Source organism: Rhodococcus sp. D-6 (assembly GCF_040256695.1).
In the GTDB taxonomy this organism is placed as follows: domain Bacteria; phylum Actinomycetota; class Actinomycetes; order Mycobacteriales; family Mycobacteriaceae; genus Rhodococcus; species Rhodococcus pyridinivorans.
In genome coordinates this window covers 485,472-509,694 of the sequence record NZ_CP132970.1, presented here as the reverse complement: position 1 = coordinate 509,694, position 24,223 = coordinate 485,472, and the positions used below count along the sequence as shown (strand labels likewise).

Below are 24,223 nucleotides of genomic sequence, written 5' to 3'. Positions count from 1 at the left end.
CAGGTCGGGCAGGTACCGATCCAATAGGCTAGTGCGCGTTGAAGTTCGCGCACGATTCCGTAGAGAGTCAGTCCTGCCCAATCGCTTTTGGGCCGGTCAGCCGCAGGGTGGTGATGAACAGGTGCGCGGCGGTGACGAGGGTGGCGTGATGATGCCACCCGAGCCAGGACCGGCCTTCGAAATGATCGAGTCCGAGTCCGGTTTTCAGTTCCCGGTAGTCGTGCTCGATGCGCCAGCGGATCTTGGCCAGCCGCACCAGCTCCGCGATCGGCGTGACGTCGGGCAGGGTGGCGAGCCAGAAATCGGTCGGTTCGGCAGCTCCGGTAGGCCATTCGGCCAGCAGCCACGCCTGCGGCAGCACACCGTCCTCATCACGGGGAATGGTGCGGTTGGCCGGGCGTATCCGCAGCGCCACGAACCTCGAGCGCATCGCCGCGGTCGGATTGGCGGGGCCGGTCTTGGTTCCGCGACGCCAGGTGACCTCGGTCAGCGCCGCGGTTCCGGCCGCCACGACAAGATCCCGGCAGGTGGCCGCCGCCGGGTAGCGTCGGGTCGGCGGCCGCCCGCGTCCGGAGTACGCGGCGGCGGCCGGGACCGCGTCGGCGGGGTGCGCGAGGGTGGCGCCCTTGACGGCGACGACGTAGACCAGATCGCGGTCGGTCAGGCCTTGCCGGAAGGTGGCCGAGTCGCCGTAGCCGGCGTCGGCGACGATCACCGGTGGGGTCCGGCCCCACGAGATCAGCTCGTCGAGCATCTCGAGGGCCTGCGCCGCCTTGCTGCGATACCGCTCCTCATCGGGAATCGCGTTGCGTCGCCGGCGGGCGGTGATCGAGGCAGCCGTCTCCGGATCCTGGGCGGCGGTGTCGTCCCAGCTCTCGGGCAGATACAGCCGCCAGTCCAGGGGTGCGGAGGCAGTATCGGTGGCGGCGTGCACGCTGACCGCGACCTGGCAGTTTCCGACCTTGCCCAAGGTGCCCGAATACTGCCGGGCCACGCACGGCGAGGCGTCGCCGTCCTTGGCGAATCCGGTGTCGTCGATGACCCATGCATCCGGTGCGATCAGATCACACGCTTTGCGGGACAGCGTTTTCCGTACCGGAACCGGATCCCATGGTGAGGTGGTGACGAACTGCTGTAGGCGTTGGTGATCGACCCCGAGTCGGTCGGCCATCGGCTGCATCGACTTGCGGCGCCCGTCGAGCATCAATCCCCGCGTATACACCCCTGCCGTCGCTCGCTGATCCTTGCGCTTGAGCGAGGAGAACACCTCGTCGATGAACACATCGAGGCGTTCACCGACATCGGTCAGGGCTGCGGCATCCACCTCGTTATCGTCTCGGAAACCCCGCCGAATCTCGAGTCCCCACCACAGGAAGTGGTGAACCTAACAAAGTCCTACTAGGAGACTGGAATCGGTATTTCAGGGGGGTGGAAACGGAGGAAAGGCCCGGGAAGTCTTAGGGGATATGGGGTGAAGACCCCATCTCGCAGCAAGTCTTGTTTTCTCTCCCCGTAACGACTCCGGGGTCTAATAAGGGGGTAACAGAGTAGTGCCGGCCCGGGTCCCTCGGGACCAGCACACGTGACGCGCTACCAGTCGAGGAGGGTCCACCGGGCGCGCTCGTCCGGATCCTCGTCCCGGCTGAATGGACGGTCCGTCAGCGCCGGTCGGCGGTCATCCCACGACCCGTCCCCGCGCTGGCTGTTGCAGGCCCCGTGCAGGAGCCGGGACGCCTTGATCCCGCCGTTCACCCGGGCCACGTCGTGGTCTGCGGCGAGGGCCAGGCCGTCCGGGTTGCTGGCCGCGTCGGCGTACATCGGTTCACCGCACCACCAGCAGGCGGACCCGTCCTGGTGCTTCGCCAGCAGACGCTTCCGGACCTGCTGGTGGGCGTAGCCGAGTTCCTGCTTTTTGTTGCGGGCCTTCGGCTTCGGTCTGTAGGTGCTCATTGAATATCTCCGATCTGTTGAAACGGGACTCTTCGTAGAGGAGGGGCCGAAGATCCGGCTCCCTTCGGTGCGTCGGATTCGCTCTCGCCTGCCCGGCAGGCGGCCTCCCAGTGGTCGTATTGGACGCGTGGACCCGGTCGGGTAGTAGAGGGAACTAACGGAAAGCCTGAGTTGGTCGCAGGTCGCGGGTGTGCGCACCCCGGGTTATTGGGCGACTTAACTAACGTTTCGTTTCAACTAACGCGCTATATGGTCGGGAGACCCGCTCAGCGGTTCACTTCGTTGTCCGTCCGGCAGTGTTCAATACCTGCATGGACGAGGACGAGCTCAACGAGAAGACACCGTTGTCCGACTGGATGCGCTCTCAGCTGCCGAAGGTCCCGGACAGTTTCAAAGAGAGCGTGTTGCCAGACTTCTCGGCCCACTTCCGCCAGAGCAGGGACCTCGAAGCACGATTTGCTCGGCAGCACGAGAAGGACATGCAGCTTTTTGAACAGTCGAGAATTGAGATCGAGAAGATCCAAGCCGAGAAAGCGGCGCAGAAGCGCGCCGACCACGAGGAACTCGCAGGGCTGAGCCGTGAACAGGTCGAGCGAATGAAGGAATACAAGAAGTCAGCCGACCAGCACATGCAGATTGCGGCGGACCACCTCCAGGTCGCTCAGGAACATCGCGCAGTTTCCGAGAAGCAGTTGGAGGAGGCAAAGAAACTTCACTCCACCGCTACCGAGCAGCTGGATGAGGCAAAGAAACTCTACGACGTGTCCGTGCAACAGTTGAAGGACGCGAAGAGCTCAGGGCGATGGGGATTCCGCGGCTTCTTGGTCGCGGTCGTTGCTGCGGTCATCGCACTAGCTGGTGCTGTTGCCGCATGGGTCCCTGTTCTCGACGAGGGTCCGGAGGACGCGCCCGCCCAGCCCACAATCGAAGCCCCGGCAGGGGAGGTGCCCGCGCCGGCCGAACAACTCCAGGACCCACCCGCTGGGGAGCGGCCCACCGAGTAGCGCGGCAGTTCGTCCTCGTATATCCAGGACGTGTCCTGAGGCGTTCTGGGAAGTAAATCCGTCGAAGGAGTACGGCGCCTCGGTTTGTGGTCCGGCCGGGAGGGAGGAGCGCCCCTCCTCTTGGTCTCGCGGCTGGATCAGCAGGGGGCGTCCGGGACGAGAGCGGCTCCGGAGACGCTCCCTGCTGGTCTGTTGGTCGGACCGCGTCGGAGGGGGGTGGAAGTACCGGAAGTACCTCCGGGGCAGGACCCGGCGGAAGTGCGCCCGGATGGCTTTTTCTTTTTCTTTTCCAAAGGAAGGGAGAGGGGTACTTCTAGTACTTCCAAACCGCTTCCGCACCCCTCTGACCTGCGGTGAAGGGGTGGAAGTACCCGGAAGTGAGGGGTACTTCCACGGAAGTACTTCGGTACTTCCACTTCCACTTCCAGGTACTTCCGGGAAGTACTTCGGGTACTTCCACTTCCGGTGTTGGAAGTACCTACCCCTCCTCGGGTACTTCCACTTCGGAGAAGGTCCAGCGGACGCCCTTGCTGCCACCCTTCGAGGTCTTCTCGACCTGCACTCCTACAGCCCGGAATTGGCGTTCCGACTCGCGCAGGCGGTTCCCAAGCTGCTTGGTCGTCACCGTGTCGCCGTCGAGGGTGAGCGTCTTCCCCATCCCGACCACTCGGTGGTCGCCGTGGAACTCCCCGAGGTTGGCCTGTCGCGCCAGGGCCGCCAGCAGGTCCGAAGGGCTGATTTCGGTCGTCTTCGACCCGGCCTCGCTCCGGAACCACTGGCGCACGAGCCGGACGATCAGGTTTTCCTCCGCGTCCGCCACGCGTGCGGTGCCCATCGCGTCCAAGTAGGCCGTCATCCGTGACCCTCCCGGCCATCCCTGGCTATCGAGGACGTGCAGCATGGACGCGTAGTCCTTGAGCCGCCCGAGGTCACGTTGTGCCGCCAGTTCCGGGCGGGGGGTGTCGTATTCGCCCAGCAGAACCACCAGCGCGTCCAAGACCACTCCGAGGACCTCCGACCGGAGCGACTCCGGCCAGCGCTGGCGAACTGCGGTCTTACCGGCCGGGTCGGCGTCGGCGGTCGCCCACTCGATCGCGACCAGTCGTTCCTTTGCGTCCTCCTTCATCGTGGGGACGTTGAGGCCGGTGAACATCGCGGGGGCCTTGAGCTTCCAACGGCTCACGCCGTTGGTGGTGTAGAGCTTTCGGCGCTTGGCCATGTAGCCCGTGACCAGCTTGCTGAACCAGTCCGAGAAGGTGTCGGTAAACGAGTTCCCGAGGTTGTCGAAAGTCACCACGTACGACTCGCGGCTGGTCACTTCGGCCGCCTCTGCCGTGGACACGCCGTCCAGCTCGTCGACCGGGTCCACCAACGACAGAACGAACTTCGACCGATCCGTCTTGCCGGACCCCGACGGGCCGTACATCCCGAGCCCGGGGCGGTCGAGGTCCGACAGAAAGACCAGGGTGGACCAGCCGGAGATCAGCAAGAACCGACTGTCGTCGACCCCGACCCCGAATGCCCTCGCCCAGGCCCGCACGATCCGGTCTCGGTCCTCGGGCGCGGTCCGCACCGGGCGCGGAAGAGGAGGGTTCTGGTTCTCCGACCGGGTGAAGATCACACCCCCCGGCCGATCCACGATCTCCCACCCGCCCGGGGTGATCTGGACGAACTCGTCGTCGTCGTTCTGCAGGTCGATAATCAGGGTCTGGTTTGCGGGGTCGTGGTAGGCCCGCAGTGCTACCGGAATCCGGTTCTGGTTCGGGCGTTGGCGTACTCGGCCCTTGGCGATACGCACTGCGGACGCCCAGGTCGTCGGCGGGATCGTGCGGTCTCCACGCAGTTCGTCATCGAACAGGGTGGCCGCTGCGTGGTCGTAGAACCGATCGTCGTCGAGGTCGTACTGGATCTTCGTGTTGCGCGGGTCGAGGGCGTAAATGTCCCCGTTGGTCGTCCACACGAGTTGGTGCCGCCTGCAGATATAGTCGACGATCTCGTGGACCGTGTAGGTCACGCGGTCGGGTTCGACTTCCGCCGCATGGGATTTCTTGGTCACTGGATAGCTCCTGCCGTGTGCTGCTCGGCCACCCAGTGGGCCAGCCTGCGGATGTCGTTCTCGTCTTTGCCGTGGACTTCGACGGCCGTACGGATGAGGGCCTCGATGGTCGGTTCGTGTCCGCCCAGGCGCTGGTGCACGCCGAACAGGTAGCCCTGCAGGGCGGCCCTGCGGCCGGACCCCGCCTGCCGGATCGCGAAGTGCCGCACGAGAGCCTGGCCCTCGCGGATGATCTCGATCTCGGAGAGCTCCGGCGCGGACGCCTTCGGGAACGCCCCATGCGGTTTGACCCGCGCAGGCCGCGCGAGGTGCTCGGCCCACGCGTCCGGCAGGGTCGCGACCGGGAGATCCCGGACCACGCGGTACACCCGGCCGGTTTTGGCGACCGAGCCCGGGGCAAGGACGTAGGACTTCGAAGACTTGCAGTCCAACCCCGGCAGTCGCGCCATCAAGGGGCGTCCCGAGAGTGCCGCCGGAACCTTCGCGTAGTAGTGGAAGCCTCCGGCGCGACCGGTTCGCACGGTCCGCGTCGGCGGGATCTCCAGACCGCGCTCGTCCATCCAGGCGCGGAACTGCTCCGCGTGGTCGAGGTCGAGCACAACGTGACCTTCCGAGGGCCGGAGGCCGATGTTGCTGTCCGGGTGCTGCCGAGCCCACCGCGCGACCACGGAGGGGTCGGAAGTGGCGTCGAGATGGCCGTGGCTTCCGGCCAGCGGTGCCTTCCCGCGAGGCGCGGTCGGGAACACCTCCCAGCCCTGCGTGGCCAGCGCTGGCGCGTGGCTTCTGAAGGGGTAGCAATGTAGCAATGTAGTACTCCTCAGTGAGGAGTCCTGGCATTAAACTGGCAGCGGACGCCCGTCCACCGAGAACCGCCAGGACTCGGGATTTTCGAAGGCCCCCTCGCTGCGAACGAGGGGGCCTTCGCCATGAAAGGGATCAGTTCGAAGCGCGGATCTTCGCGCGGACGGCCTCGCGGATGTGCTCCACCGCTTCCTCGAACCCGAACGTCTCGACAGGTTCGCCGTCCCGGTAGAGATCGAGGTCGCCGTCCGGCGCGAACTGCGCGTCGAACCGGATGCCGTACAGCGTGAGTCGGACTCCGGACTCGTCGGCATCGTCAGCCGCGTTGAGCGCTCGAACGAACCGTTTCACTGCGCGTCCGGCGAGGTGGCCGGGCGAATGTTTGCTCTTCACCGGGGTCGTCGCGGTCACTTGGGAACCTCCCGCACCGCCAGGATTCGGACGACCCGGTCGATCTTGTGCAGCGAACCGGTAATTCGGACACCATCGACGTCGATCTCGTACTGGTCGTCTTCCCAGGACAGCGCGCAAACGTGACCCTGAATCCGGAAGTCAATCGAGCTCTCACCACGCCCGCGCGCACCGGCCACCTTCCGGCGGACGGTGCGGGCTTCTTTCCAAGGTCCAGGGCTGCTCATGCCCCGGCCTCCTCGGCCTGCGCGGCCTTCGCGGCCTTCCGCAGGCGGTATCGCTCGTTCCGTCTGCGCTCGACCTCCATCTTGTGAGCGAGAAGCTTTGAGTCGGCCAGCAATCGGTCGAGGGCTTCTCTCGATATCGTCACAACCTCCATCGGAGGTCCTCCTTCAATCGGGTTCTGTAGAGGGGCACAACTCGGCCTCACGGACATCGAACCCTGCGAATACGTTTGCCAACAAGTCCAATTACGTAGGGTAGTAATGCTTTTCGTGTCCGGCCGTTCAAGAGGAGTCCCGGGCCACGCCGCCGGGAGCTCCCCTTTGCCTTGCCTCCACCACCCACACGACCCCGGTCGGACACAGACGAGACCGGCCCGCCTGCCACGAGGACGAACTCGCGTAGGCGGGCCGGGATATCAGGGCGTCTAGATTCGGAAGGTCACGTTTCGGCCCACCAGTCCGGGCGGCGGTATGGGCAGAATCACATGAGCGTGAGTGCCTCGGCGAGAGCAGCGCGGAGAACCTCGACCTCCGCGCAGTCAAGAGCGAACTCGGTACCGAGGACGTCGAATTCGAGCAGACCCGGGTGGGCTAGCAGGCGCAGGCCGTCGACGGGTTCGGTGTATGCGTCGGTGTGCAGGATGCTCATTCTGTCTCCTAAGCGTTGGTGTAGTCGGCGGTGGATGCGAACGCGGGCGACCGGAGGAACTGATGCAGGAGCTGATACAGCTCAGCCTCCCCTGGAGTAGCGAGCCAGGCTTCAATCCCGGCGATCAGGACCGCGTCGCGGTCGATTTCCTCCCCGGGCTCGGCCCCGTCCGTCTCGGTGACCCCCGCGATGGCCTCGTCGGAGTCCGCGTCCGGCCGGACGTAGGCGCAGGTGACGCCCCCGTCTTCGAGGTCGAAGTCGATAGCGGCCGGACCGATTCTGGCCGTCCATCCCGTCTCGCCCTTGGCCTCTCGCACGCGCCACTCAGCAACGATGGCGGTGATGGCCTCGACGGTCCAGTACTGCTCTCGGGCGGACCTCTCGCGCCATTCCTCGATACGGGCTTCGATGTCGGTGTAATTCATGGGTTCTCCTAAGCGCAGTATTCGGCGGTCGAGACGTAGCTCTGGGACAGGTACGCGGCGAGGTCGGCGCGGGCATACAGCACGCGGCGGCCGTGCCTGCGCCAGCGCGGCCCTCCGCCCCGGTACCGCATGGCCGCGAGCGCACCGGGCGTCGAGCGCAGCAGCGCGGCGGCCTCCTCTGTAGTGAGCAACTCGTGGGTCATCAGGTCAATGCGTAGGGCATCAGCGTTGGACATGCCTAATTGTCCTGGACTATCGGACGGAATGTCCAGTCGCATCGAATTGAGATATGTTGTCGCGGAGGGTATTTCGGAAGAAGACGACCCACACAGGGACGGCCGAAATCAGCCCCTGACGGCCACCGAGACGGCCTCGCGGGGGCAAATCGATACATCGAGACCCGCATCCACGCCGCGTCACGCTACAAGGAGGAAATCCGATGGCAGCAGCAGTGAAGTACGTCACATCGAAAGGTGAGCAACGCTGGGAGGTCCGCTACCGGGGACCAGACCGCAGAAGCACCCGTAAGCGGGGATTCCGGAGGAAGATCGACGCCCAACGCTTCGCCGATCAGGTCGCCGTCGACCTCCGGGCGGGGAAGTTCGTCGCCGCGTCCGCCGGGCGGGTCACGGTCGCAGAGCTGGTGGCCGCGCACATCGAACGACAGCGCGGCGTCGCCGCTCCCGCCTCGGTCCAGACCTGGGACTCGCACTACAGAAACTGGGTGCAGGGTTCGGCGTTCGGCGCGGCCCCGGTCGGCCAGCTCCGCCGGACTGCGGTGCAGGCATTCGTCGCGGAGATCGCCCAGCAGCGCGGCCCGGAGACCACCCGGGGCGTCTGGAAGCTCGTGTCGGCCACGCTTGAGAGTGCGGTCGAGGATGGCTTGATCGGAGCCAACCCGGCCCATGGCGTGAAACTCCCCCGGATCACCGCCGCGAGGAAGGCGGTCCTATCCGTGGACCAGGTGCTTGCGCTGGCCGACGAGGCCCCCGCCCCCTACCGCTCGTGGGTGTTGCTCGCCGGGTTCGGGGGCCTGCGGGCGGGCGAACTGGCAACCCTGCAGGCCGAGGACATCGACGGCCCCCGGGTCCACGTCCGGCGGAGCGCGTCCCGCATCGGCGGCGAGATGGTCGTCGGGCCGACCAAGGGGGGCCGGTCGCGGGTGGTGGTCGTCCCTCAGGTTGTAGCGGACGCTCTCGCGCAGCGGGCCACACAACTCGGCGGGACGGGCCTGCTCTGGCCAGCCCGCGACGGGGGGCCTCTCCGGCCGTTCGGCGGGGGCCGCTCCTGGCTCACTGCGGCCGTCGAACGATGCTGCCAACGTGACGCGGCGTTCCCCCGGCGGGTGAACCCCCACCTGCTACGCCACTCGGCCGCCTCCATCGCCATCGCGACGGGGGCCTCGGTCGTCGAGGTCCAGACGCTGCTCGGCCATGGGTCCGGGATGACCACCCTCGGCACCTACGTCCACGCGTTCGAGGGGGCCGGAGCGGCGCTGGCCGCACGCCTGGACGCGTCCATCGAGGGGGCCAAAACGGGGCCAAAACGGCTCCCGGACGTGCGCGCGGTGGCATGACCTGCGGGAACCGAAGCAGATCTATTACCCCGGAAGTAATGGTGACCGTTCCCCGCCGGCTCTACTGTCGGGTGCATGACCACGGTCGACACTCCCCACGCCGGCGCCCTGCTGCGGGCATGGCGCGAGCGCCGCGGCCTGAGCCAGCTCACCCTGGCCCATACCGCCGGCATCTCGTCGCGGCATCTCAGCTTCGTCGAGACCGGCCGGTCCCGCCCGTCACGCGCGACCGTGCTGAAGCTGAGCGACCGGCTGGACATCCCGCTGCGCGAACGCAACACCATCCTGGTCGCGGCGGGACATGCGCCTGTCTACCCCGAGCATCACCTCGGCGATATGCCGATGGCGGCGATCTCCGACGCGATCACGCGAATCCTGTCGTCGCACCACCCCTTTCCCGCACTCGTCGTCGACCGGCACTGGACGATGGTCGATTCCAACGACGCCGTCGGGGTGTTCGTCGAGGGGTGCGCTCCGGAACTGCTGGAACCGCCGATCAACGTGCTGCGACTGACTCTGCACCCGCGGGGACTGGCGCCGCGCATCGTCGATCTCGGGCAGTGGCGCGGTCATCTGCTCGCCCGGCTGCAACACCAGATCGGTGCGACCGCCGACCCTGTCCTGCTGCGCCTGTACGACGAACTCGCCGGTTATCCCTGCGACGATCCGGTGGAGGAGATCGAACCGCATTCGCTGGTCGTGCCGATGCGGTTGCGGACCGAGGCCGGCGAGTTGTCGTTCTTCAGCACGACCACCCTCTTCGGGACCCCGCTCGACGTGACGGTGTCGGAACTGGCGATCGAGGCGTTCTATCCCGCCGACGAGGCGACGGCCCGGGTCCTGAACGGATCGTGATCGCCGAATCGGCCGATCACGAACGGTTTCCGCGCTAACGTGGGAGGTGCGCGTCTGCCGAGCGGATCATGCGGAGGACACCGACATGAGCACTGCGAAATGGTGGGTTCTCGATCAGCGGGAGTCCGGCTTCGCCCTCGAACACCGCCCCAGCGGCGACCTCGTACTGATGAACACCGCGACGTCGGAAGAACACGTCCTGCACGGCTACGTGTGGAAGCACTGTCCGCACTTCGGCCTGCAGATCCAGAGCGAGGGCCCACCCCCGTACGGACCGTGGGTGGAGAACCCCGAGGAGTGAGTTTCCCTCACGGGATCATCCGTAGCGGCGTGTGCTCGCCGGTGGCGGTGTCGATCAGCACCGCGCGATCGAGTGTCGCTTCGATGGGCAGCACGTCGTAGACGACCGCGCCCAGACGGTCGAGTTCCTCGCGCCGGGTTCGGGGACTCAGCGAACAGTGCGGGGTCCAGCGTCCCGGGACGTAGTAGCGGTGCAGGTCCGCTCCCGTCGTCTCCACGACCCGCACGACGCGGTCCTGTCGCTGCACGAGTTCGGACGAGGGGGCGGGCACGAGCGACGCCCGGCCGCGCCGGAACAGCCCGAGCGTGTCGATGTAGACCGGGACCGGTCCCCCGTCGGGCATGTCCTCGAGGGCCGAGACGACGGCGCCCCGGTCGTAGGTCCGCAGTACCGCGTACGACAGGTGCGGCACGTGCTTGCGGTGCGTGTGGGTGAGCAGGGTCGGGATGCCGCTCTCCTCGAGCCGGCCCCACAGGCGCCGGATCGCGCGGTCGGTCTCGGTGTCGAACAGGAGACAGACCGCCAGCGCCATCAGTTGAGTGTGGCGTGCCAGACGAGCGCGGCGGCGAGGGCACCGGCGCCGTTGAGCGACCAGTGCAGGGCGATGGGCGCGAGGATGCTGCCGCTGCGACGACGCAGCCACGTGAAGACGAAGCCCGCGGCGGCGGTCGCGATCACCGCGCCGACGATGCCGGCGATCTGCGCGAGCAGCCCGGCACCGAGGAAGGCGCTGAGGCCGGCGTTACCCGCCGTGAGACCGAACGACGAGGCGACGTGCCACAGCCCGAACAGCAGGGATCCCGCGGCGAAGACCCCGCGTGCGCCCCACACTCGCTCGAGGGTTCCGTGGAGCACCCCGCGGAAGGCGAGTTCCTCGGGGATGACGGTCTGGAGCGGGATGATGATCATCGAGGCGACGAGGGCACCGGAGATCGTGGCGTAGCGCTCGGAGAGGAAGAACTGCCTGGTGAACGGCAGGGCGATGCCGATCGCCACCACCGCCAGGACGAGGGCCACGGCTGCTACCGAGTAGAGCGTCCCCTTCTTCCAGTGCCGGGGTGAGAGGCCGAGTTCCGACCAGCGCATGCCGCGTCGACGCATCATCGCGACCAGCACGCATGCTGCGATCGGCACGGTCGCGATCGACGCCCACGCCGTGGTGAAGTGGGCGATCAGGTTGGTGGTGACGAGCACCGCGATCACGACGGCGAGATCGATCCAGGCGTGGAAACGGGAAAGCCAGGCCAGCGATGGCAGGCGTCCGGTCTCGGGCGAGGGCAACCGTTCGATTTCTACGGTCACGTGCGATCCCTCCGGAAACTCTCGAACATCCGGTCAAGTGTACGGATCGGGGCCTGCCGGCCGCCGTGACGGCGAACACTCCGGCCTCGACTCCCTTGCGGGATTTCCGGTCGTCGGCGACATAAACACGCCGCCGAAATTCGCGAGACGCAGGTCACATCGAGTTTGCAGGTCGAGTCCGTCACATGCCCCGTTGTCAAGGCCTTGCGCCGGCGCCGCTAACGTGTACGGCGATCACCAGCCCTCTTCCAGGAGAAACAATGGCCGACTTCCTCTACGAGGACCTGCTGCCGATCGGGGAAGACCCCACCGAGTATCGGTTGCTGACCACCGAGGGGGTGTCCACCGTCGAAGGACCCGACGGCCGCACCTTCCTGAAGGTGGAGCCCGAGGCCCTGCGCCTGCTCACCGAGACCGCGCTGCACGACATCTCCCATTACCTGCGCACGGATCACCTGAAGCAGCTGGCGAGCATCCTCGAGGACCCTGAGGCGTCGAACAACGACAAGTTCGTTGCGCTCGACCTCCTGAAGAACGCGAACATTGCCGCCGGCGGCGTGCTGCCCATGTGCCAGGACACCGGCACCGCCATCGTCATGGGCAAGCGCGGCCAGCAGGTGCTCACCCCGGGTGACGACGAGGAGTCCATCGCGCGCGGCGTGTACGACGCGTACACGAAGTTGAACCTGCGGTACTCGCAGAACGCCCCGCTGACGATGTGGGACGAGAAGAACACGGGCAACAACCTGCCGGCGCAGATCGAGCTGTACGCGGACACCGCGAAGGGCCACGAGAACGCCTACAAGTTCCTGTTCATGGCCAAGGGCGGCGGATCGGCCAACAAGTCGTACCTGTACCAGGAGACGAAGGCCATCCTGAACCCGGACTCGATGATGCAGTTCCTCGAGGCCAAGATCCGGTCGCTCGGCACCGCGGCGTGCCCGCCCTACCACCTCGCGATCGTTGTCGGCGGCACCTCCGCCGAGTTCGCGCTCAAGACGGCCAAGTACGCCTCGGCGCACTACCTCGACGAGCTGCCCACCGAGGGTGCCATCACCGGCCGCGGCTTCCGCGATCTCGAACTCGAGAAGAAGGTCTTCGAGCTCACCCAGAAGATCGGCATCGGCGCGCAGTTCGGTGGCAAGTACTTCTGCCACGACGTCCGCGTCGTCCGCTTGCCGCGCCACGGCGCGTCGCTGCCCGTCGCGATCGCCGTCTCCTGCTCGGCCGACCGCCAGGCCAAGGCCAAGATCACGCCCGAGGGTGTCTTCCTCGAGCAGCTCGAGTTCAACCCCGGTCAGTTCCTGCCCGAGGTCACCGACAGCCAGCTCGACTCCGAGACGTCGGGCGTCTCGGGCACCGGCAAGGGTGCCGCGGTCAAGATCGACCTCACCCGGCCGATGCCGGAGATCCTCGCCGAGCTGTCCAAGCACCCGGTCAAGACGCGCCTGTCGCTCACCGGTCCGCTGGTCGTCGCGCGCGACATCGCGCACGCGAAGATCAAGGAGCGCCTCGACCGTGGTGAGGAGATGCCGCAGTACCTGAAGGATCACCCGGTCTACTACGCCGGTCCGGCGAAGACCCCCGAGGGTCTGGCGTCGGGTTCGTTCGGCCCGACGACGGCCGGTCGTATGGACTCCTACGTCGACCAGTTCCAGGCCGCCGGTGGCTCGATGGTGATGCTCGCGAAGGGCAACCGCTCCAAGCAGGTCACCGACGCATGCCACACGTACGGCGGCTTCTACCTCGGTTCGATCGGCGGTCCGGCCGCGCGTCTGGCGCTCGACTGCATCAAGAACGTCGAGGTCGTCGAGTACGAAGAGCTCGGCATGGAAGCGGTCTGGAAGATCGAGGTCGAGGACTTCCCCGCATTCATCGTCGTCGACGACAAGGGCAACGACTTCTTCGCGCACACCGGCGAGGTCACGCTCACGGTCGGCAAGCGCCCCGGTCTGTAGACCCGGCTCGCTGTAGACGCACTACTCCGAACGGCCCGGCAGGGTTCCAGCCGGGCCGTTCGTGATGTCAGCTCCGGGGTGCTGCTCCGGCCGGTTGCCGGATCGTGGCGTTGACCCGGTTCCACATGTTGATCGTCGCGATCTGCATGACCAGCGCGGCCAGCTGCTTCTCGTCGTAGATGTCGGCCGCGGCGTCCCACACCTCGTCGGAGACGGCCTCCGGCCGGTCGGCGATCCGCGTGACGGCCTCGGTGAGCGCGAGTGCGGCGCGCTCGGCCTCCGTGAATCGTCGCGATTCGCGCCAGGCCGCGACCGCCGTGAGCCGTTCGACGCTCTCCCCGTCATCCAGCGCTTCGCGCGTGTGCATCTCCACGCAGAAGCTGCACCCGTTGATCTGGCTGGCCCGCAGGTGCACCAGGTGGACCGTGAGGGCCGGGAGCCCGGTGTTCTCGTAGGTCCGGCCCGCGGCCTGCAACGCGTCGAGGGTGCCGGGCAGCACCATCACGGGATTGTTCATTCGTGCTTCCATCGCCTGCTCCTGTCACATCGGTTCTTCGGAATCCGTCACTTCCTTGACGGATCCCGACGGAAGAATGTGACGACCATGGACGAGGAATTTCTGGCGAGGGAGTTCGACGCGCACCGCGAGCGCTTGCGCGCGGTCGGTTTCCGGATGCTGGGGTCGGCTGCGGAGGCGGACGATGCGGTGCAGGAGACGTGGTTCAAGGTCGCCCGCGCCGACACCGAGTCCGTGGACAATCTCGGCGGCTGGCTCACCACCGTGATGAGCCGCGTGTGCCTCGACATGCTGCGCGCACGTTCGGCGCGTCACGAGGTCGTCGTCGGCGAACCCGTCGAACCGCCTCGACGGAGCGACAGCTCCGAGGCACCTGAAGACGAAGCAGTGCTTGCAGATTCGATCGGTATCGCGATGATGGTGGTCCTCGACGCGCTCGGTCCCGCCGAACGTCTCGCCTTCGTGCTGCACGACATGTTCGGCATGCCGTTCGACGAGATCGCGCCCGTCGTGGGCCGATCCGCAGCCGCGACGCGTCAGCTCGCCAGTCGTGCGCGGAGACGGGTGCGCGGTGCACGTACGACGTCAGCGGGGGCCGGGGATCCGCGTCGGGTGGTCGACGCCTTCCTCGTCGCGGCCCGCGAGGGCCGCTTCGAGGATCTGCTCGCGGTGCTCGATCCCGACGTGGTGCTCCGCGCCGACACTGTGGCGACAGCGAATTCCGAGACGGGCAGGCTGCACGGTGGCCCCGCACTCGAGCCGGAACTGCGCGGCGCCGACGCGGTGGCACACGCCTTCCACGGCCGCGCACGCGGCGCGGTGCCCGCGACGATCGACGGTGTGCCCGGGGCGGCGTGGGCGCCGGGCGGGATCGTGCGGTCGGTGTTCCGCTTCACCGTCGAGGACGGTCGCATCGTGGCGCTGGAGGTGATCGCGGATCCCGAGGCGATCACCACGTTCGACACGGCTCTGCTCTGACACCTGCTCCGATACGGGTCGAGCCCGGCGGGAGTGATCCCACCGGGCTCGAACGGTCGTGTGCTCGTCAGGCAGCGCAGGTATGCGTCCGCGCGAGCACCGCGGGCGACTGCACGACCACCTGCTGCAGGAAGTCGAGGACGATGCCTGGTGCCGGTTCGGCGCCGGGTGCGAGCACCGAGGCACAGTGCGCGGTACTGGTCGTCGCTCATCACGGGCGCGATACGGAAATGCGTGGTCATCGCGAGCGTGAAGTCGATCCCGAAGTCGCGGGCGCGGACCTGCAGCTGCGGGCCGTGCTCCCCCGCGATCAGGCAGACGTCGAAGACGGCCCGTCCGGCGGTGTGCTCGAACGATGCGGCCGGAACGTTGTTGCGGACCATCTGCCGGTAGAGAGGTCGCAGTCCGCCGAGCACGACCGGCGGAAGCGTCACTGCTCGAGGACGGTCGGCGGTGAACATGTGATCACTCCTTCAACCCTGCGACCCCACCCGGGTCGCCCACTTCTTCTGGAATAAATCCAATAACTGGAACTATTCCAGAAAAACGTTCAAGACGCAACCACCTCGTTGGCCGATCATCCAACCGGCGCACCCGCGGCGAACCGAACTCTGTAGCGCTTGCACCTCCCCCGCCGCACGCCCACCGGACAGTATCGAATGCACCGACGAAAGGAGGGTCCGTGCAGCTCACAACGGCCCGGTTCGATGCGATGCCCGAGGACGAGGCCGTCGCTCTGTTGCTCGACTGCTGTTCGAGCCGGACATGGGCACACTCCGTCGTCGCAGCGCGCCCGTTCGGTTCGCGCACCGTGCTGCTCACCGCCGCCGCTGCCGCGGCCGAGAACCTCGACGGTGACGACCTCACCGACGCCCTCGCCGGCCACCCGCGCATCGGCGAACGCAGCGAACACGCTGCTTCCCGTCGCGAGCAGTCCGCCGTCGCCACGGCCGACGCCGACATCCTCGACCGGCTCGCCGCCGGCAACCGTGAATACGAGGAACGGTTCGGGCACGTCTACCTCGTCCGCGCCGCCGGCCGCACGGCGCCGGAACTGCTGGAGATCCTCGAGCGTCGCCTCGACAACGACCCGGAGAGCGAGAAGGCCGAGATGCGTGCGGCGCTCGCCGAGATCACCCGACTCCGCCTCGAGCGGATCGTCATCGAGACCGCAGGGAGCCGCGCATGAACACCCTGAGTACCCACGTGCTCGACGCGACGGCCGGTGCCCCCGCGGTGGGGTTGCGCGTCGCCCTCACCGATACGCACGGAACCTCGTTGGGCGCCGGTGTCACCGACGACGACGGTCGTCTCACCGGTTTCACCGATCCATTGCCCGAGGGCACCTACCACCTGACCTTCGCCACCGGTGACTGGTTCTCGCGCCGCGGAGTCGCGTCCTTCTATCCGGAGGTGACCGTCACCTTCCGTATCCCGGAGGGCAGCAGCCACTTCCACGTGCCGCTCCTCCTGTCGCCCTATTCGTATTCCACCTACCGCGGGAGCTGACCACCATGACCGAACTGACCGGCAAGATCGTCCTCGGACCGCACCGCTACGGCAAGGCCGAGAATCGGGTGGTGCGCATCGTGCGCGACACCGACCGGCACGAGATCCGCGACCTGAACGTCTCGTCCTGCCTGCACGGCGATTTCGACGCCGCACATCTCGAGGGAGATCAGGGCACGGTGCTGCCCACCGACAGCCAGAAGCAGACCATCTACTCCTACGCCAAGGAGAAGGGCGTCGAGTTCGTCGAGGAGTACGGCCTCGCGCTCGCGCGGCATTTCGTCGACGACGTCGAACCCGTCCGCTCGGCGCGCATCGAGATCGAGGAGTACGCCTGGGAGCGGGTCGTCGTCGACGGCGCCGAGCACGACCACACCTGGACGCGCAAGGGATCCGAGGTCCGCACCGCCGCGATCACCGTCGAGGGCACCGGGACCGACCGACGCGAATGGGTGGTCGGCGGCCTGAAGGATCTCGTCGTCCTCAAGTCCACCGGCTCGGAGTTCCAGGGCTTCCTCACCGACCCGTACACGGTTCTCGAACCGGCGGAGGATCGCATCATGGCGACGAGCCTCCAGGCGCGCTGGCGGTTCGCATCGACCGACGTCGACTGGGACACCGTCTACGCGGGCGTGCGCGCCACCCTCCTCGAGGTGTTCGCGAACCTGCATTCGAAGGCCCTGCAACAGAGCCTGTACGAGATGGGCCGCGCCGTGCTCGAGCGGTACCCATCGATCGCCGAGATCCGCCTGTCCGCACCGAACAAGCACCACTTCCTCTACGACCTGGCACGTTTCGGAGTCGAGAACGCCGGTGAGGTCTTCCACGCCGACGACCGGCCCTACGGACTGATCCAGGCGAGCGTGCTGCGCGAGGACGCCCCCGATGCCGGCATCTCCTGGGAGCCCTACACCGGCGCCATGTGACCACTCACGCGGCACGACAACGGATACCGCTCACGCGAGAGCGGGTTCCAACGAACGCAGCGCGAGATACAGATCGAAGCGGTCACCGGTGCGCGCGAGGGAACGCCCGGTGAGCGCTTCGACTCGCCCGATGCGGTAGCGGACCGTGTTCAGGTGCACGTGCAGTCGATCGGCCGTGCGCCGCCACGATCCGTCGCAATCGAGGAATGCCTCGAGGGTCGCGAGCAGACCCGCGTCGGTGCGTCGGTCGTGTTCGACGACGCCCCCGAGCAGCCGGTCGGCGTACGCGCGACGCAGTTCGTCGGGCAGGGTCGACAACAGGTCGAGCGCCGAATCGAGTTCGGCACGTCGCACCGCCACCGGACCCGGATCGTTGTGTGCTGCAGCGCATGCCGATGCCGCCGCGCGGACCGCGCCGGCCGGGTCGTCGTCAGAACTCTGCCCGCCGACACCGACGAACATCCGGTCGCCGCGCAACGCCGGCGCGAGACGCCCGAGGCGTCGGCTCAACAGCCGTGCCACGTCGACGTCGCTGCCGATCGCCGGGGCGACCACCCTGTTCGCCGCGTCGATCGACGTGACCGCTCCGTCCAGGACGTCCTCGACGAGACCGCGTAGGACGTCCGGCGAGATCCGGCCCTCGGCTTCGGCCACCACCGCGACCCGCGAGTCCGCAGCGCGCACGGTCGGGGTCCGGTCGGTGATCTCCCATGCCACCCGGCGCCGTTCGTCGCGCCGGATCCGATCGAGAGCGACCACCGCGGCGAGTTCGGAGAACGCCTCGACGCACTCCGGTCCGCTCTCGTCGTGCCGGATCACCAGGAACCACGCGTCGATCCGGTCCGTCAGTCCGCGTCCCACCGGCAGGACGGTGAAGTCACCGTCGAGCCGCAGTGGAAAGCGGTCGGCGGTCAACGCTGCTGCGGTGATCCGGTCGAGTTCGGCGTCGTCGAGCTCTGCACCTCCTGCGACCGTCACGCCTGTGGAGGTGATCAGCGCCGATTCCACCCCGAGCTGCTGCGCGAGTCCGTCGAGCAGCTCCCCCACACTCCGACCGTCGGCGACGGCGGCGAGCCATTGCCGCTGCCGTGCCAGTCCCGTCTGCAGACGATCCATCCGGGCTCCGGCCATATGCCCGGTCATGTATTCGATGACTCGGCTGAACGGCACCTCGTCGGGCACGACCAGCAGCGGCATGCGATGTCGTGCACACGCCTCGATCACGTCGTCGGGTATCCGGCCGTGCAGGGCCTCGCCGGCGGCCATCGCCGTCACCCCCGCTCGGACGAGCCGTTTGACGAACAGGTCGGAGTCCTCGGCGGAGCGTCGCCACACCAGGCCGGTGAACACGAGCGAGCCTGCGCTGACGTAGCGCGTGGGGTCGGGCATGTCGGTGGTGCACGCGCGCAGCACGGGACGGCTCAGGGCCTCCGCGTCGCCGTGCAGTACACCGATTCCCAGCCCCGGCGCCTCCACCACATCTCGAAGAAGCACGATGTTCACCTCCTGGTGACGGTCTTGGACGATCGCACAGTACGAGCCGCGGATTTCCGAGGTGTTTCGTGCGTGCTGCCGCAGAGGTACATCTGTTCGGCGCAGTTGACTGAAGACTCCCGACGATCCGAGGAGTCGACTATGCACGCGCATCCCACCACCCGGCCGCTCCTCATCCGCGGCGCACATGTGGTGAGCATGGACGCCGCCCGCGCCGAACACCGCGACGGTTATGTCGTCGTCTCCGGCAACCGGATCGTCGCGGTCGGGTCGGGCGAACCGACCGGCTACGACGATGCGCAGATCGTCGACGGCACCGGTTGCGTGCTCACCCCCGGCCTGATCAATACCCACCACCACCTGTACCAATGGATCACGCGTGGGCTCGCCGCCGACCACACCCTGTTCGAATGGCTCACCACCCTCTATCCAGTCTGGGGTGGCATCGACGCCGACGCCGTGCACGTCGCGGCCAAGGGCGCACTCGCGCATCTGGTGCGCACCGGATGCACGACCAGCACCGACCACCACTACGTCGTGCCCCGCGAGGGCGGTGACGTCTTCGGCGCGGAGATCGCCGCAGCGGCCGAGGTCGGTATCCGCTTCCATCCCTGCCGCGGGTCGATGGACCTCGGTGCGAGCGCCGGGGGTCTGCCGCCCGATCACATCGTCGAGGACATCGACGCGATCCTCGAGGGCAGCCGCGAGGCCGTCGACCGCTGGCACGATCCGTCGTTCGATTCGATGTTGCGGGTCGCGCTCGCGCCGTGCTCGCCCTTCTCGGTGACCGGTGAGCTGCTGAAGCAGTCCGCGTTGCTCGCCCGCGATCTCGGGGTGCGGCTGCACACCCATCTCGCCGAGACCCTCGACGAGGAGGACTTCTGCCTCGAGAAGTTCGGATGCAAGCCCGTCCAGTACATGGAGTCGCTGGGCTGGACCGGACCCGACGTCTGGTACGCGCACGCCGTGCACCTCGACGACCGTGACATCGGTGTGCTCGCCGCGTCGGGTACAGGTGCGGCCCACTGCCCCACCTCGAACGCCCGGCTCGGTGCCGGCATCGCCCGCGCCGCCGACCTCTACGCCGCGGGCGTGCCGCTCGGCCTCGGCGTCGACGGTGCCGCGAGCAACGAGTCGTGCTGCATGCTCGAAGAGGCACACCACGCCGCACTGTTCGCCCGTGCCCGCAGCGGCCCCCGCGCCATGACGGTGCGGCAGAGCCTCGAGCTCGCCACCATCGGCGGCGCCCGGGTCCTCGGACGCGAGGACGAGATCGGATCGATCGAGCCCGGCAAGCTCGCCGATGTGGCGTTGTGGCGGATCGACGGCCTCGCCCACTCCGGCATCGCCGACCCGGTCGCGGCCCTCGTCCTCGGCAGCACACCGCCTCTCGAACTGCTGTTGATCAACGGCCGTGAGGTGGTCGTCGGCGATGAGGTCCGGACCGTCGACGAGGACGTCGTGGCACGGCAGGTCGCGGCGGAACACGCCGCGCTGGTCGCCAAGGCGGGGTGAAGGCGATGGATCTGCACAACATCACCGCCTACGACATCGCCCGCGACCGCACCGATCTGACCTTCGAGGAGGGCGCGGCCCCGCTCGGCGGTGGCACCTGGTTGTTCTCCGAACCGCAACCGCACCTCCACCGACTCGTGGATCTGTCCGGTCTCGGCTGGCCTGCCGTGACCCGGCACCCCGACGCTCTCGAGATCGCCGCGACCTGCACGGTCGAACAGATGGCCGCACTCTCGGACGAGGCGGAACATCCTGCGGCACCGCTGTTCCGGCAGTGCGCCGAGGCACTGTTGGCGTCGTGGAAGATCTGGAAGCGCGCCACGGTCGGCGGCAACATCTGCCTGTCCTTCCCCGCCGGTGCCATGATCTCGCTGGCGACCGCACTCGACGCGGACGCGGTGATCTGGACGATCGACGGCGGTGAACGGCGGATCCCGGTGGCCGACTTCGTCCTCGGAGTCGCCTCCAACGCCCTCGCACCCGGAGAGATCCTGCGGAGCATCCGGATTCCTCTGCGGGTTCTGAATTCCCGCACGGTCTTCCGCAAGATCGCCCTCTCTCCGCTGGGACGTTCGGGGGCCGTCGTGATCGGACGCCGCGACGACGACGGCAGTGTCACGCTGTCGATCACCGCGTCGACGGTGCGTCCCTGTCTCCTGCGGTTCACGGAAGTCCCGTCGGCACAGGCGTTGTCCGACGCACTGGCCCGTCTCGTCCCGACGACGAGCTACTACACCGATGCGCACGGCGCCGCCGACTGGCGACGTGCCGTCACCGCGGTTCTCGCCGAAGAGATCCGCACCGAACTGTCGAACACTGCACTGCCGAAAACGGAGGTTCAGCCGTGAAACTCACCGTCAACGGCCGCGAACGCGACGTCGACCCCCGGCCCGGCCAGTGCCTGCGTACCCTGCTGCGCGAGACCGAGCACTTCGAGGTCAAGAAGGGCTGCGACGCCGGCGACTGCGGCGCGTGCTCGGTCCTGCTCGACGGCGAACCCGTCCACTCCTGCGTGGTCCCGGCCGTGCGGGTCGAGGGTCGCGAGGTCACCACGGTCGCCGGACTGGGAACCCCCGACGACCTGCATCCCGTCCAACAACAGTTCGCCGACGCCGCCGGTTTCCAGTGCGGCTTCTGTACCGCAGGCATGATCGTCACCGCGTCCACCTTCACCGACGAGGATCTCGACGACCTGCCGAAACGCTTGAAGGGCAACCTGTGCCGGTGCACCGGCTACCGATCGATCGAGGATGCCCTGCGGTCGCGCACCAACGTCGAACAGGTCGATGGCCCGTCGTGCGGCCGCTCGCAGCGCGCACCCGCCGCGACGCGGGTCGTCACCGGCACCGAGCCGTACACCCTCGACACCACCGTCGAGGGTCTGCTGCACATCGCCGTCCTCGGCAGCCCGCACACCCATGCGCGGATCCTCTCCGTCGACGTCTCGGCCGCCGAGGCGTTCCCCGGTGTCCACGCGGTGTTGTACCACCGCGACGCCCCGGCCACCGCCTATTCGACCGCTCGCCACGAGAACCGCGACGACGATCCCGACGACACCTACCTGTTCGACCGGGTCGTGCGCTTCCGGGGACAGCGGGTCGCCGCGGTGGTCGCCGAGAGTCCGGCGATCGCACACCGGGCGCTCGCGTCGATCCACGTCGAGTACGAGGAACTGCCCTTCGTCCTCGATCCCGACGAGGCCCGGAAGCCTGGGGCTCCCCTGCTGCACGCCGACAAGTCCGCCGACGCGCGCATCGCCGATCCCGGACGCAACGTCGTCGCCGCGATCCACGGCAGCAGCGGGGACGTCGACGCGGCGGTCGCGTCCGCTGCGGCGGTGGTGCAGGGACGCTGGCAGACCCACCGCGTCCAGCACACCCACCTCGAAACACACGGAGCCATCGGTCATCTCGACGAGGCCGGGCGGCTCGTCATCCGCAGTTCCACACAGGTTCCGTTCCTGGTGCGCGACGAGCTGTGCCATATCTTCGGACTCGACCGGGACCGGGTGCGCGTGCACACCGCCCGGGTGGGCGGGGGTTTCGGCGCCAAGCAGGAGATGCTGGTCGAAGATGTCGTCGCGGCGGCGGTCCTGAAGACGGGGCGCCCGGTGCAGTGGGAGTTCACCCGCTCCGATCAGCTCACCGTCGCTCCGTGCCGGCATCCCATGCGGGTCGACGTCACCCTCGCCGCCGACGCCGACGGTGTCCTCACCGCCCTCGCGATCGACGTGCTGGCCGACGCGGGCGCCTACGGCAACCACAGCCCCGGGGTGATGTTCCACGGCTGCACGGAGTCGATCGCGGTGTACCGGTGCCCGAACAAGCGGGTCGACGCCGAATCCGTGTACACGAACAACCGGCCGTCGGGCGCCTTCCGCGGTTACGGCCTCGGCCAGGTGATCTACGCCGTGGAGTCGGCCATGGACGAACTCGCCGGCAAGCTCGGCATCGACCCGTACGAGTTCCGGCGCCGCAACATCATCGTGCCGGGAGAGCCGCTGGTCGCGGCGCATCCCGAGGGCGCCGACCTGACGTACGGCAGCTACGGACTCGACCAGTGTCTCGATCTTGCCGAACGGGCGATGGCGCGCACCGGCGGCCGGCCCGCGCCGACCGGTAATCACTGGCGGATCGGCGAGGGAATGGCGCTCGCGATGATCGCGACCAACCCGCCCAACGGGCACATCTCCGAAGCGTCGATCGAACTTCTGCCCGACGGCCGGTATCTTGCCCGGGTGGGCACCGCGGAGTTCGGCAACGGCACCACCACCGTCCACACCCAGATCGCGGCCACCGCGCTCGGCACCACTCCCGACCGCATCGTGGTCCAGCAGTCCGACACCGACGTCACCACCCACGACACCGGCGCCTTCGGGTCGTCGGGCACGGTCGTCGCGTCGAAGGCCCTGCTGGCGGCCTCCCACGAGTTGCGACGGCGGATGGCCAAGGCCTCCGCGGAGCTGACCGGCCTCGACCCGGAGCAGGCCGAGCTGCAGGCCGACGGCGTGCGGTGCGGCGATCGTCTCGTCACGCCTGGTGAGCTGCTGGAGGTCGCGGGTGGCCGGTTGCGCGCCGAGGGCCGGCACGGCGGTCTGCCGCGCTCGCTGTCGTTCAACGTGCAGGCCTTCCGCGTCGCCGTCGACACCCGTACCGGTGAGGTGCGGATCCTCCGTTCGATCCAGGCCGCCGATGCCGGCACCGTCCTCAACCCCGAGCAGTGCCGCGGGCAGATCGAAGGCGGCACTGCGCAGGCGCTCGGTGCGTCGATGTACGAGGAGATCATCACAGACGACGCCGGTCGTGTGACGACAGATGTGTTACGCAACTACCATATTCCGCAATTCGCGGACGTCCCGCGCACCGAGGTCTACTTCGCCGACACCTACGACGAACTCGGGCCGATGGGCGCGAAGTCGATGAGCGAGGCCCCGTTCAACCCGGTGGCCCCGGCGTTGGCGAACGCCGTGCGCAACGCCATCGGGGTGCGGCCGCACGAGCTGCCGCTGTCCCGCGACCGCATCTGGCGCCTCATGCAGTGAGACCCACCCATCAAGACCGATGTTGTGTGCGATTTCCGGCCGGATTTCGCACACGACATCGGTCTCGTTCGTTGTACGGCCGAGTACGCAACGCAGCCGTAACACGAAGTTGATGCGGCGGGGGCGATTCGACCCATCGCGTTGTGTAAAGTACTGAACCACATCGGGAATCGAACCGATGATGTCCGTCCGGCCCAGGGCCGGTGAACGATCCGGAGCTCCCCTCCGGAG

General features: G+C 67.6%; 26 protein-coding genes. 12 read left to right on the top strand and 14 right to left on the bottom strand.

Annotated elements, in window-relative coordinates; all coding sequences use genetic code 11:
- Positions 1 to 67: 67 nt before the first annotated feature.
- Positions 68 to 1,324, bottom strand: a complete 1,257-nt coding sequence (locus RBB84_RS02535) for an IS701 family transposase (RefSeq protein WP_350247120.1) — start codon at positions 1,322 to 1,324, stop codon at positions 68 to 70.
- A gap of 266 nt (positions 1,325 to 1,590) precedes the next feature.
- Complete coding sequence (locus RBB84_RS02530) at positions 1,591 to 1,950, bottom strand: hypothetical protein (RefSeq protein ID WP_064255867.1); 360 nt, start codon at positions 1,948 to 1,950, stop codon at positions 1,591 to 1,593.
- Between the two features lie 311 nt (positions 1,951 to 2,261).
- Here RBB84_RS02530 and RBB84_RS02525 point away from each other — a divergent pair, with 311 nt between their 5' ends.
- Positions 2,262 to 2,954, top strand: a complete 693-nt coding sequence (locus RBB84_RS02525) for a hypothetical protein (protein ID WP_156666063.1) — start codon at positions 2,262 to 2,264, stop codon at positions 2,952 to 2,954.
- Positions 2,955 to 3,432: 478 nt separating this feature from the next.
- On the opposite strand, the gene RBB84_RS02520 is transcribed toward RBB84_RS02525, so the two are convergent.
- From RBB84_RS02520 to RBB84_RS02485, 8 genes are all read right to left on the bottom strand, one after another.
- On the bottom strand, positions 3,433 to 5,010 hold the full coding sequence (locus tag RBB84_RS02520) for a hypothetical protein (RefSeq protein ID WP_064255869.1): 1,578 nt from the start codon (positions 5,008 to 5,010) through the stop codon (positions 3,433 to 3,435).
- Complete coding sequence (locus RBB84_RS02515) at positions 5,007 to 5,756, bottom strand: bifunctional DNA primase/polymerase (RefSeq protein ID WP_197481808.1); 750 nt, start codon at positions 5,754 to 5,756, stop codon at positions 5,007 to 5,009. The genes RBB84_RS02520 and RBB84_RS02515 overlap by 4 nt, the downstream gene beginning before the upstream one ends.
- Before the next feature lie 190 nt (positions 5,757 to 5,946).
- The gene (locus RBB84_RS02510; RefSeq protein ID WP_064255871.1) at positions 5,947 to 6,222 is read right to left on the bottom strand and encodes a hypothetical protein; all 276 of its coding nucleotides are present in this window, start codon (positions 6,220 to 6,222) and stop codon (positions 5,947 to 5,949) included.
- A complete protein-coding gene (locus tag RBB84_RS02505) occupies positions 6,219 to 6,449 on the bottom strand; it encodes a hypothetical protein (RefSeq protein ID WP_156666065.1) in 231 nt (76 codons plus the stop codon). The genes RBB84_RS02510 and RBB84_RS02505 overlap by 4 nt, the downstream gene beginning before the upstream one ends.
- Positions 6,446 to 6,601: a hypothetical protein gene (locus tag RBB84_RS02500; protein WP_156666066.1), complete on the bottom strand. Its 156-nt coding sequence runs from the start codon at positions 6,599 to 6,601 to the stop codon at positions 6,446 to 6,448. The genes RBB84_RS02505 and RBB84_RS02500 overlap by 4 nt, the downstream gene beginning before the upstream one ends.
- Before the next feature lie 326 nt (positions 6,602 to 6,927).
- Entirely contained in the window at positions 6,928 to 7,095 is a 168-nt protein-coding gene (locus tag RBB84_RS02495) for a hypothetical protein (protein WP_156666067.1), read from the bottom strand.
- An 8-nt stretch (positions 7,096 to 7,103) separates the two neighbouring features.
- Positions 7,104 to 7,520 carry a hypothetical protein gene (locus RBB84_RS02490; protein WP_064255873.1) on the bottom strand — a complete coding sequence of 139 codons (417 nt, stop codon included), beginning with the start codon at positions 7,518 to 7,520 and terminating at the stop codon, positions 7,104 to 7,106.
- 8 nt (positions 7,521 to 7,528) lie between these two features.
- Positions 7,529 to 7,756 carry a helix-turn-helix domain-containing protein gene (locus RBB84_RS02485; protein WP_064255874.1) on the bottom strand — a complete coding sequence of 76 codons (228 nt, stop codon included), beginning with the start codon at positions 7,754 to 7,756 and terminating at the stop codon, positions 7,529 to 7,531.
- Between the two features lie 203 nt (positions 7,757 to 7,959).
- Between RBB84_RS02485 and RBB84_RS02480 the strand changes: the two genes are divergently transcribed.
- The 3 genes from RBB84_RS02480 (at position 7,960) to RBB84_RS02470 (ending at position 10,252) form a co-directional block, all read left to right on the top strand.
- A complete protein-coding gene (locus RBB84_RS02480; protein WP_064255875.1) occupies positions 7,960 to 9,096 on the top strand; it encodes a tyrosine-type recombinase/integrase in 1,137 nt (378 codons plus the stop codon).
- Between the two features lie 75 nt (positions 9,097 to 9,171).
- Positions 9,172 to 9,951, top strand: coding sequence for a helix-turn-helix domain-containing protein (locus RBB84_RS02475; RefSeq protein ID WP_006550596.1), 780 nt, complete (start codon positions 9,172 to 9,174; stop codon positions 9,949 to 9,951).
- Positions 9,952 to 10,036: 85 nt separating this feature from the next.
- Complete coding sequence (locus RBB84_RS02470) at positions 10,037 to 10,252, top strand: hypothetical protein (RefSeq protein WP_026061451.1); 216 nt, start codon at positions 10,037 to 10,039, stop codon at positions 10,250 to 10,252.
- A 7-nt stretch (positions 10,253 to 10,259) separates the two neighbouring features.
- On the opposite strand, the gene RBB84_RS02465 is transcribed toward RBB84_RS02470, so the two are convergent.
- Together RBB84_RS02465 and RBB84_RS02460 are read right to left on the bottom strand one after the other, a co-directional pair.
- A complete protein-coding gene (locus tag RBB84_RS02465; protein WP_024103411.1) occupies positions 10,260 to 10,784 on the bottom strand; it encodes a 2'-5' RNA ligase family protein in 525 nt (174 codons plus the stop codon).
- Positions 10,784 to 11,533, bottom strand: coding sequence for a CPBP family intramembrane glutamic endopeptidase (locus RBB84_RS02460; RefSeq protein WP_228045102.1), 750 nt, complete (start codon positions 11,531 to 11,533; stop codon positions 10,784 to 10,786). Before RBB84_RS02460 ends, RBB84_RS02465 begins: the two co-directional genes overlap by 1 nt.
- Positions 11,534 to 11,814: 281 nt before the next feature.
- On the opposite strand from RBB84_RS02460, the gene RBB84_RS02455 reads away from it, so the two are divergent.
- Complete coding sequence (locus RBB84_RS02455) at positions 11,815 to 13,512, top strand: fumarate hydratase (protein WP_019288028.1); 1,698 nt, start codon at positions 11,815 to 11,817, stop codon at positions 13,510 to 13,512.
- Positions 13,513 to 13,579: 67 nt separating this feature from the next.
- Here RBB84_RS02455 and RBB84_RS02450 read toward each other — a convergent pair whose 3' ends face one another.
- Positions 13,580 to 14,041: a carboxymuconolactone decarboxylase family protein gene (locus RBB84_RS02450; protein WP_024103409.1), complete on the bottom strand. Its 462-nt coding sequence runs from the start codon at positions 14,039 to 14,041 to the stop codon at positions 13,580 to 13,582.
- Positions 14,042 to 14,116: 75 nt separating this feature from the next.
- Between RBB84_RS02450 and RBB84_RS02445 the strand changes: the two genes are divergently transcribed.
- The 4 genes from RBB84_RS02445 to pucL all read left to right on the top strand — a co-directional run bounded on the left by RBB84_RS02445 (position 14,117) and on the right by pucL (position 17,442).
- Positions 14,117 to 15,007: a sigma-70 family RNA polymerase sigma factor gene (locus tag RBB84_RS02445; RefSeq protein WP_064255876.1), complete on the top strand. Its 891-nt coding sequence runs from the start codon at positions 14,117 to 14,119 to the stop codon at positions 15,005 to 15,007.
- Between the two features lie 682 nt (positions 15,008 to 15,689).
- Positions 15,690 to 16,196 (top strand): 2-oxo-4-hydroxy-4-carboxy-5-ureidoimidazoline decarboxylase, encoded by a 507-nt coding sequence (uraD, locus tag RBB84_RS02440; protein ID WP_006550602.1) that lies wholly within the window; start codon positions 15,690 to 15,692, stop codon positions 16,194 to 16,196.
- Positions 16,193 to 16,516 (top strand): hydroxyisourate hydrolase, encoded by a 324-nt coding sequence (gene uraH / locus RBB84_RS02435; protein WP_006550603.1) that lies wholly within the window; start codon positions 16,193 to 16,195, stop codon positions 16,514 to 16,516. The genes uraD and uraH overlap by 4 nt, the downstream gene beginning before the upstream one ends.
- Before the next feature lie 5 nt (positions 16,517 to 16,521).
- A complete protein-coding gene (gene pucL / locus RBB84_RS02430; protein WP_006550604.1) occupies positions 16,522 to 17,442 on the top strand; it encodes a factor-independent urate hydroxylase in 921 nt (306 codons plus the stop codon).
- A gap of 30 nt (positions 17,443 to 17,472) precedes the next feature.
- On the opposite strand, the gene RBB84_RS02425 is transcribed toward pucL, so the two are convergent.
- Positions 17,473 to 18,936: a PucR family transcriptional regulator gene (locus tag RBB84_RS02425; RefSeq protein ID WP_231911970.1), complete on the bottom strand. Its 1,464-nt coding sequence runs from the start codon at positions 18,934 to 18,936 to the stop codon at positions 17,473 to 17,475.
- A gap of 141 nt (positions 18,937 to 19,077) precedes the next feature.
- Between RBB84_RS02425 and RBB84_RS02420 the strand changes: the two genes are divergently transcribed.
- The 3 genes from RBB84_RS02420 to RBB84_RS02410 are packed head-to-tail and all read left to right on the top strand — an operon-like array spanning position 19,078 to position 23,992.
- On the top strand, positions 19,078 to 20,451 hold the full coding sequence (locus RBB84_RS02420) for an 8-oxoguanine deaminase (protein ID WP_064255877.1): 1,374 nt from the start codon (positions 19,078 to 19,080) through the stop codon (positions 20,449 to 20,451).
- A gap of 5 nt (positions 20,452 to 20,456) precedes the next feature.
- The gene (locus RBB84_RS02415; RefSeq protein WP_064255904.1) at positions 20,457 to 21,299 is read left to right on the top strand and encodes an FAD binding domain-containing protein; all 843 of its coding nucleotides are present in this window, start codon (positions 20,457 to 20,459) and stop codon (positions 21,297 to 21,299) included.
- Positions 21,296 to 23,992, top strand: a complete 2,697-nt coding sequence (locus tag RBB84_RS02410; protein ID WP_064255878.1) for a molybdopterin-dependent oxidoreductase — start codon at positions 21,296 to 21,298, stop codon at positions 23,990 to 23,992. Before RBB84_RS02415 ends, RBB84_RS02410 begins: the two co-directional genes overlap by 4 nt.
- Positions 23,993 to 24,223 lie beyond the last annotated feature (231 nt).

Excerpts from the sequence above, each read along its gene's own strand:
- RBB84_RS02530 (WP_064255867.1), bottom strand. The coding sequence starts at position 1,950 with ATGAGCACCTACAGACCGAAGCCGAAGGCCCGCAACAAAAAGCAGGAA.
- RBB84_RS02525 (WP_156666063.1), top strand. The coding sequence starts at position 2,262 with ATGGACGAGGACGAGCTCAACGAGAAGACACCGTTGTCCGACTGGATG.
- RBB84_RS02505 (WP_156666065.1), bottom strand. The coding sequence starts at position 6,449 with ATGAGCAGCCCTGGACCTTGGAAAGAAGCCCGCACCGTCCGCCGGAAG.
- RBB84_RS02500 (WP_156666066.1), bottom strand. The coding sequence starts at position 6,601 with ATGGAGGTTGTGACGATATCGAGAGAAGCCCTCGACCGATTGCTGGCC.
- RBB84_RS02495 (WP_156666067.1), bottom strand. The coding sequence starts at position 7,095 with ATGAGCATCCTGCACACCGACGCATACACCGAACCCGTCGACGGCCTG.
- RBB84_RS02490 (WP_064255873.1), bottom strand. The coding sequence starts at position 7,520 with ATGAATTACACCGACATCGAAGCCCGTATCGAGGAATGGCGCGAGAGG.
- RBB84_RS02485 (WP_064255874.1), bottom strand. The coding sequence starts at position 7,756 with ATGTCCAACGCTGATGCCCTACGCATTGACCTGATGACCCACGAGTTG.
- RBB84_RS02480 (WP_064255875.1), top strand. The coding sequence starts at position 7,960 with ATGGCAGCAGCAGTGAAGTACGTCACATCGAAAGGTGAGCAACGCTGG.
- RBB84_RS02475 (WP_006550596.1), top strand. The coding sequence starts at position 9,172 with ATGACCACGGTCGACACTCCCCACGCCGGCGCCCTGCTGCGGGCATGG.
- RBB84_RS02470 (WP_026061451.1), top strand. The coding sequence starts at position 10,037 with ATGAGCACTGCGAAATGGTGGGTTCTCGATCAGCGGGAGTCCGGCTTC.
- RBB84_RS02465 (WP_024103411.1), bottom strand. The coding sequence starts at position 10,784 with ATGGCGCTGGCGGTCTGTCTCCTGTTCGACACCGAGACCGACCGCGCG.
- RBB84_RS02455 (WP_019288028.1), top strand. The coding sequence starts at position 11,815 with ATGGCCGACTTCCTCTACGAGGACCTGCTGCCGATCGGGGAAGACCCC.
- RBB84_RS02450 (WP_024103409.1), bottom strand. The coding sequence starts at position 14,041 with ATGGAAGCACGAATGAACAATCCCGTGATGGTGCTGCCCGGCACCCTC.
- RBB84_RS02445 (WP_064255876.1), top strand. The coding sequence starts at position 14,117 with ATGGACGAGGAATTTCTGGCGAGGGAGTTCGACGCGCACCGCGAGCGC.
- uraH (WP_006550603.1), top strand. The coding sequence starts at position 16,193 with ATGAACACCCTGAGTACCCACGTGCTCGACGCGACGGCCGGTGCCCCC.
- pucL (WP_006550604.1), top strand. The coding sequence starts at position 16,522 with ATGACCGAACTGACCGGCAAGATCGTCCTCGGACCGCACCGCTACGGC.
- RBB84_RS02420 (WP_064255877.1), top strand. The coding sequence starts at position 19,078 with ATGCACGCGCATCCCACCACCCGGCCGCTCCTCATCCGCGGCGCACAT.
- RBB84_RS02415 (WP_064255904.1), top strand. The coding sequence starts at position 20,457 with ATGGATCTGCACAACATCACCGCCTACGACATCGCCCGCGACCGCACC.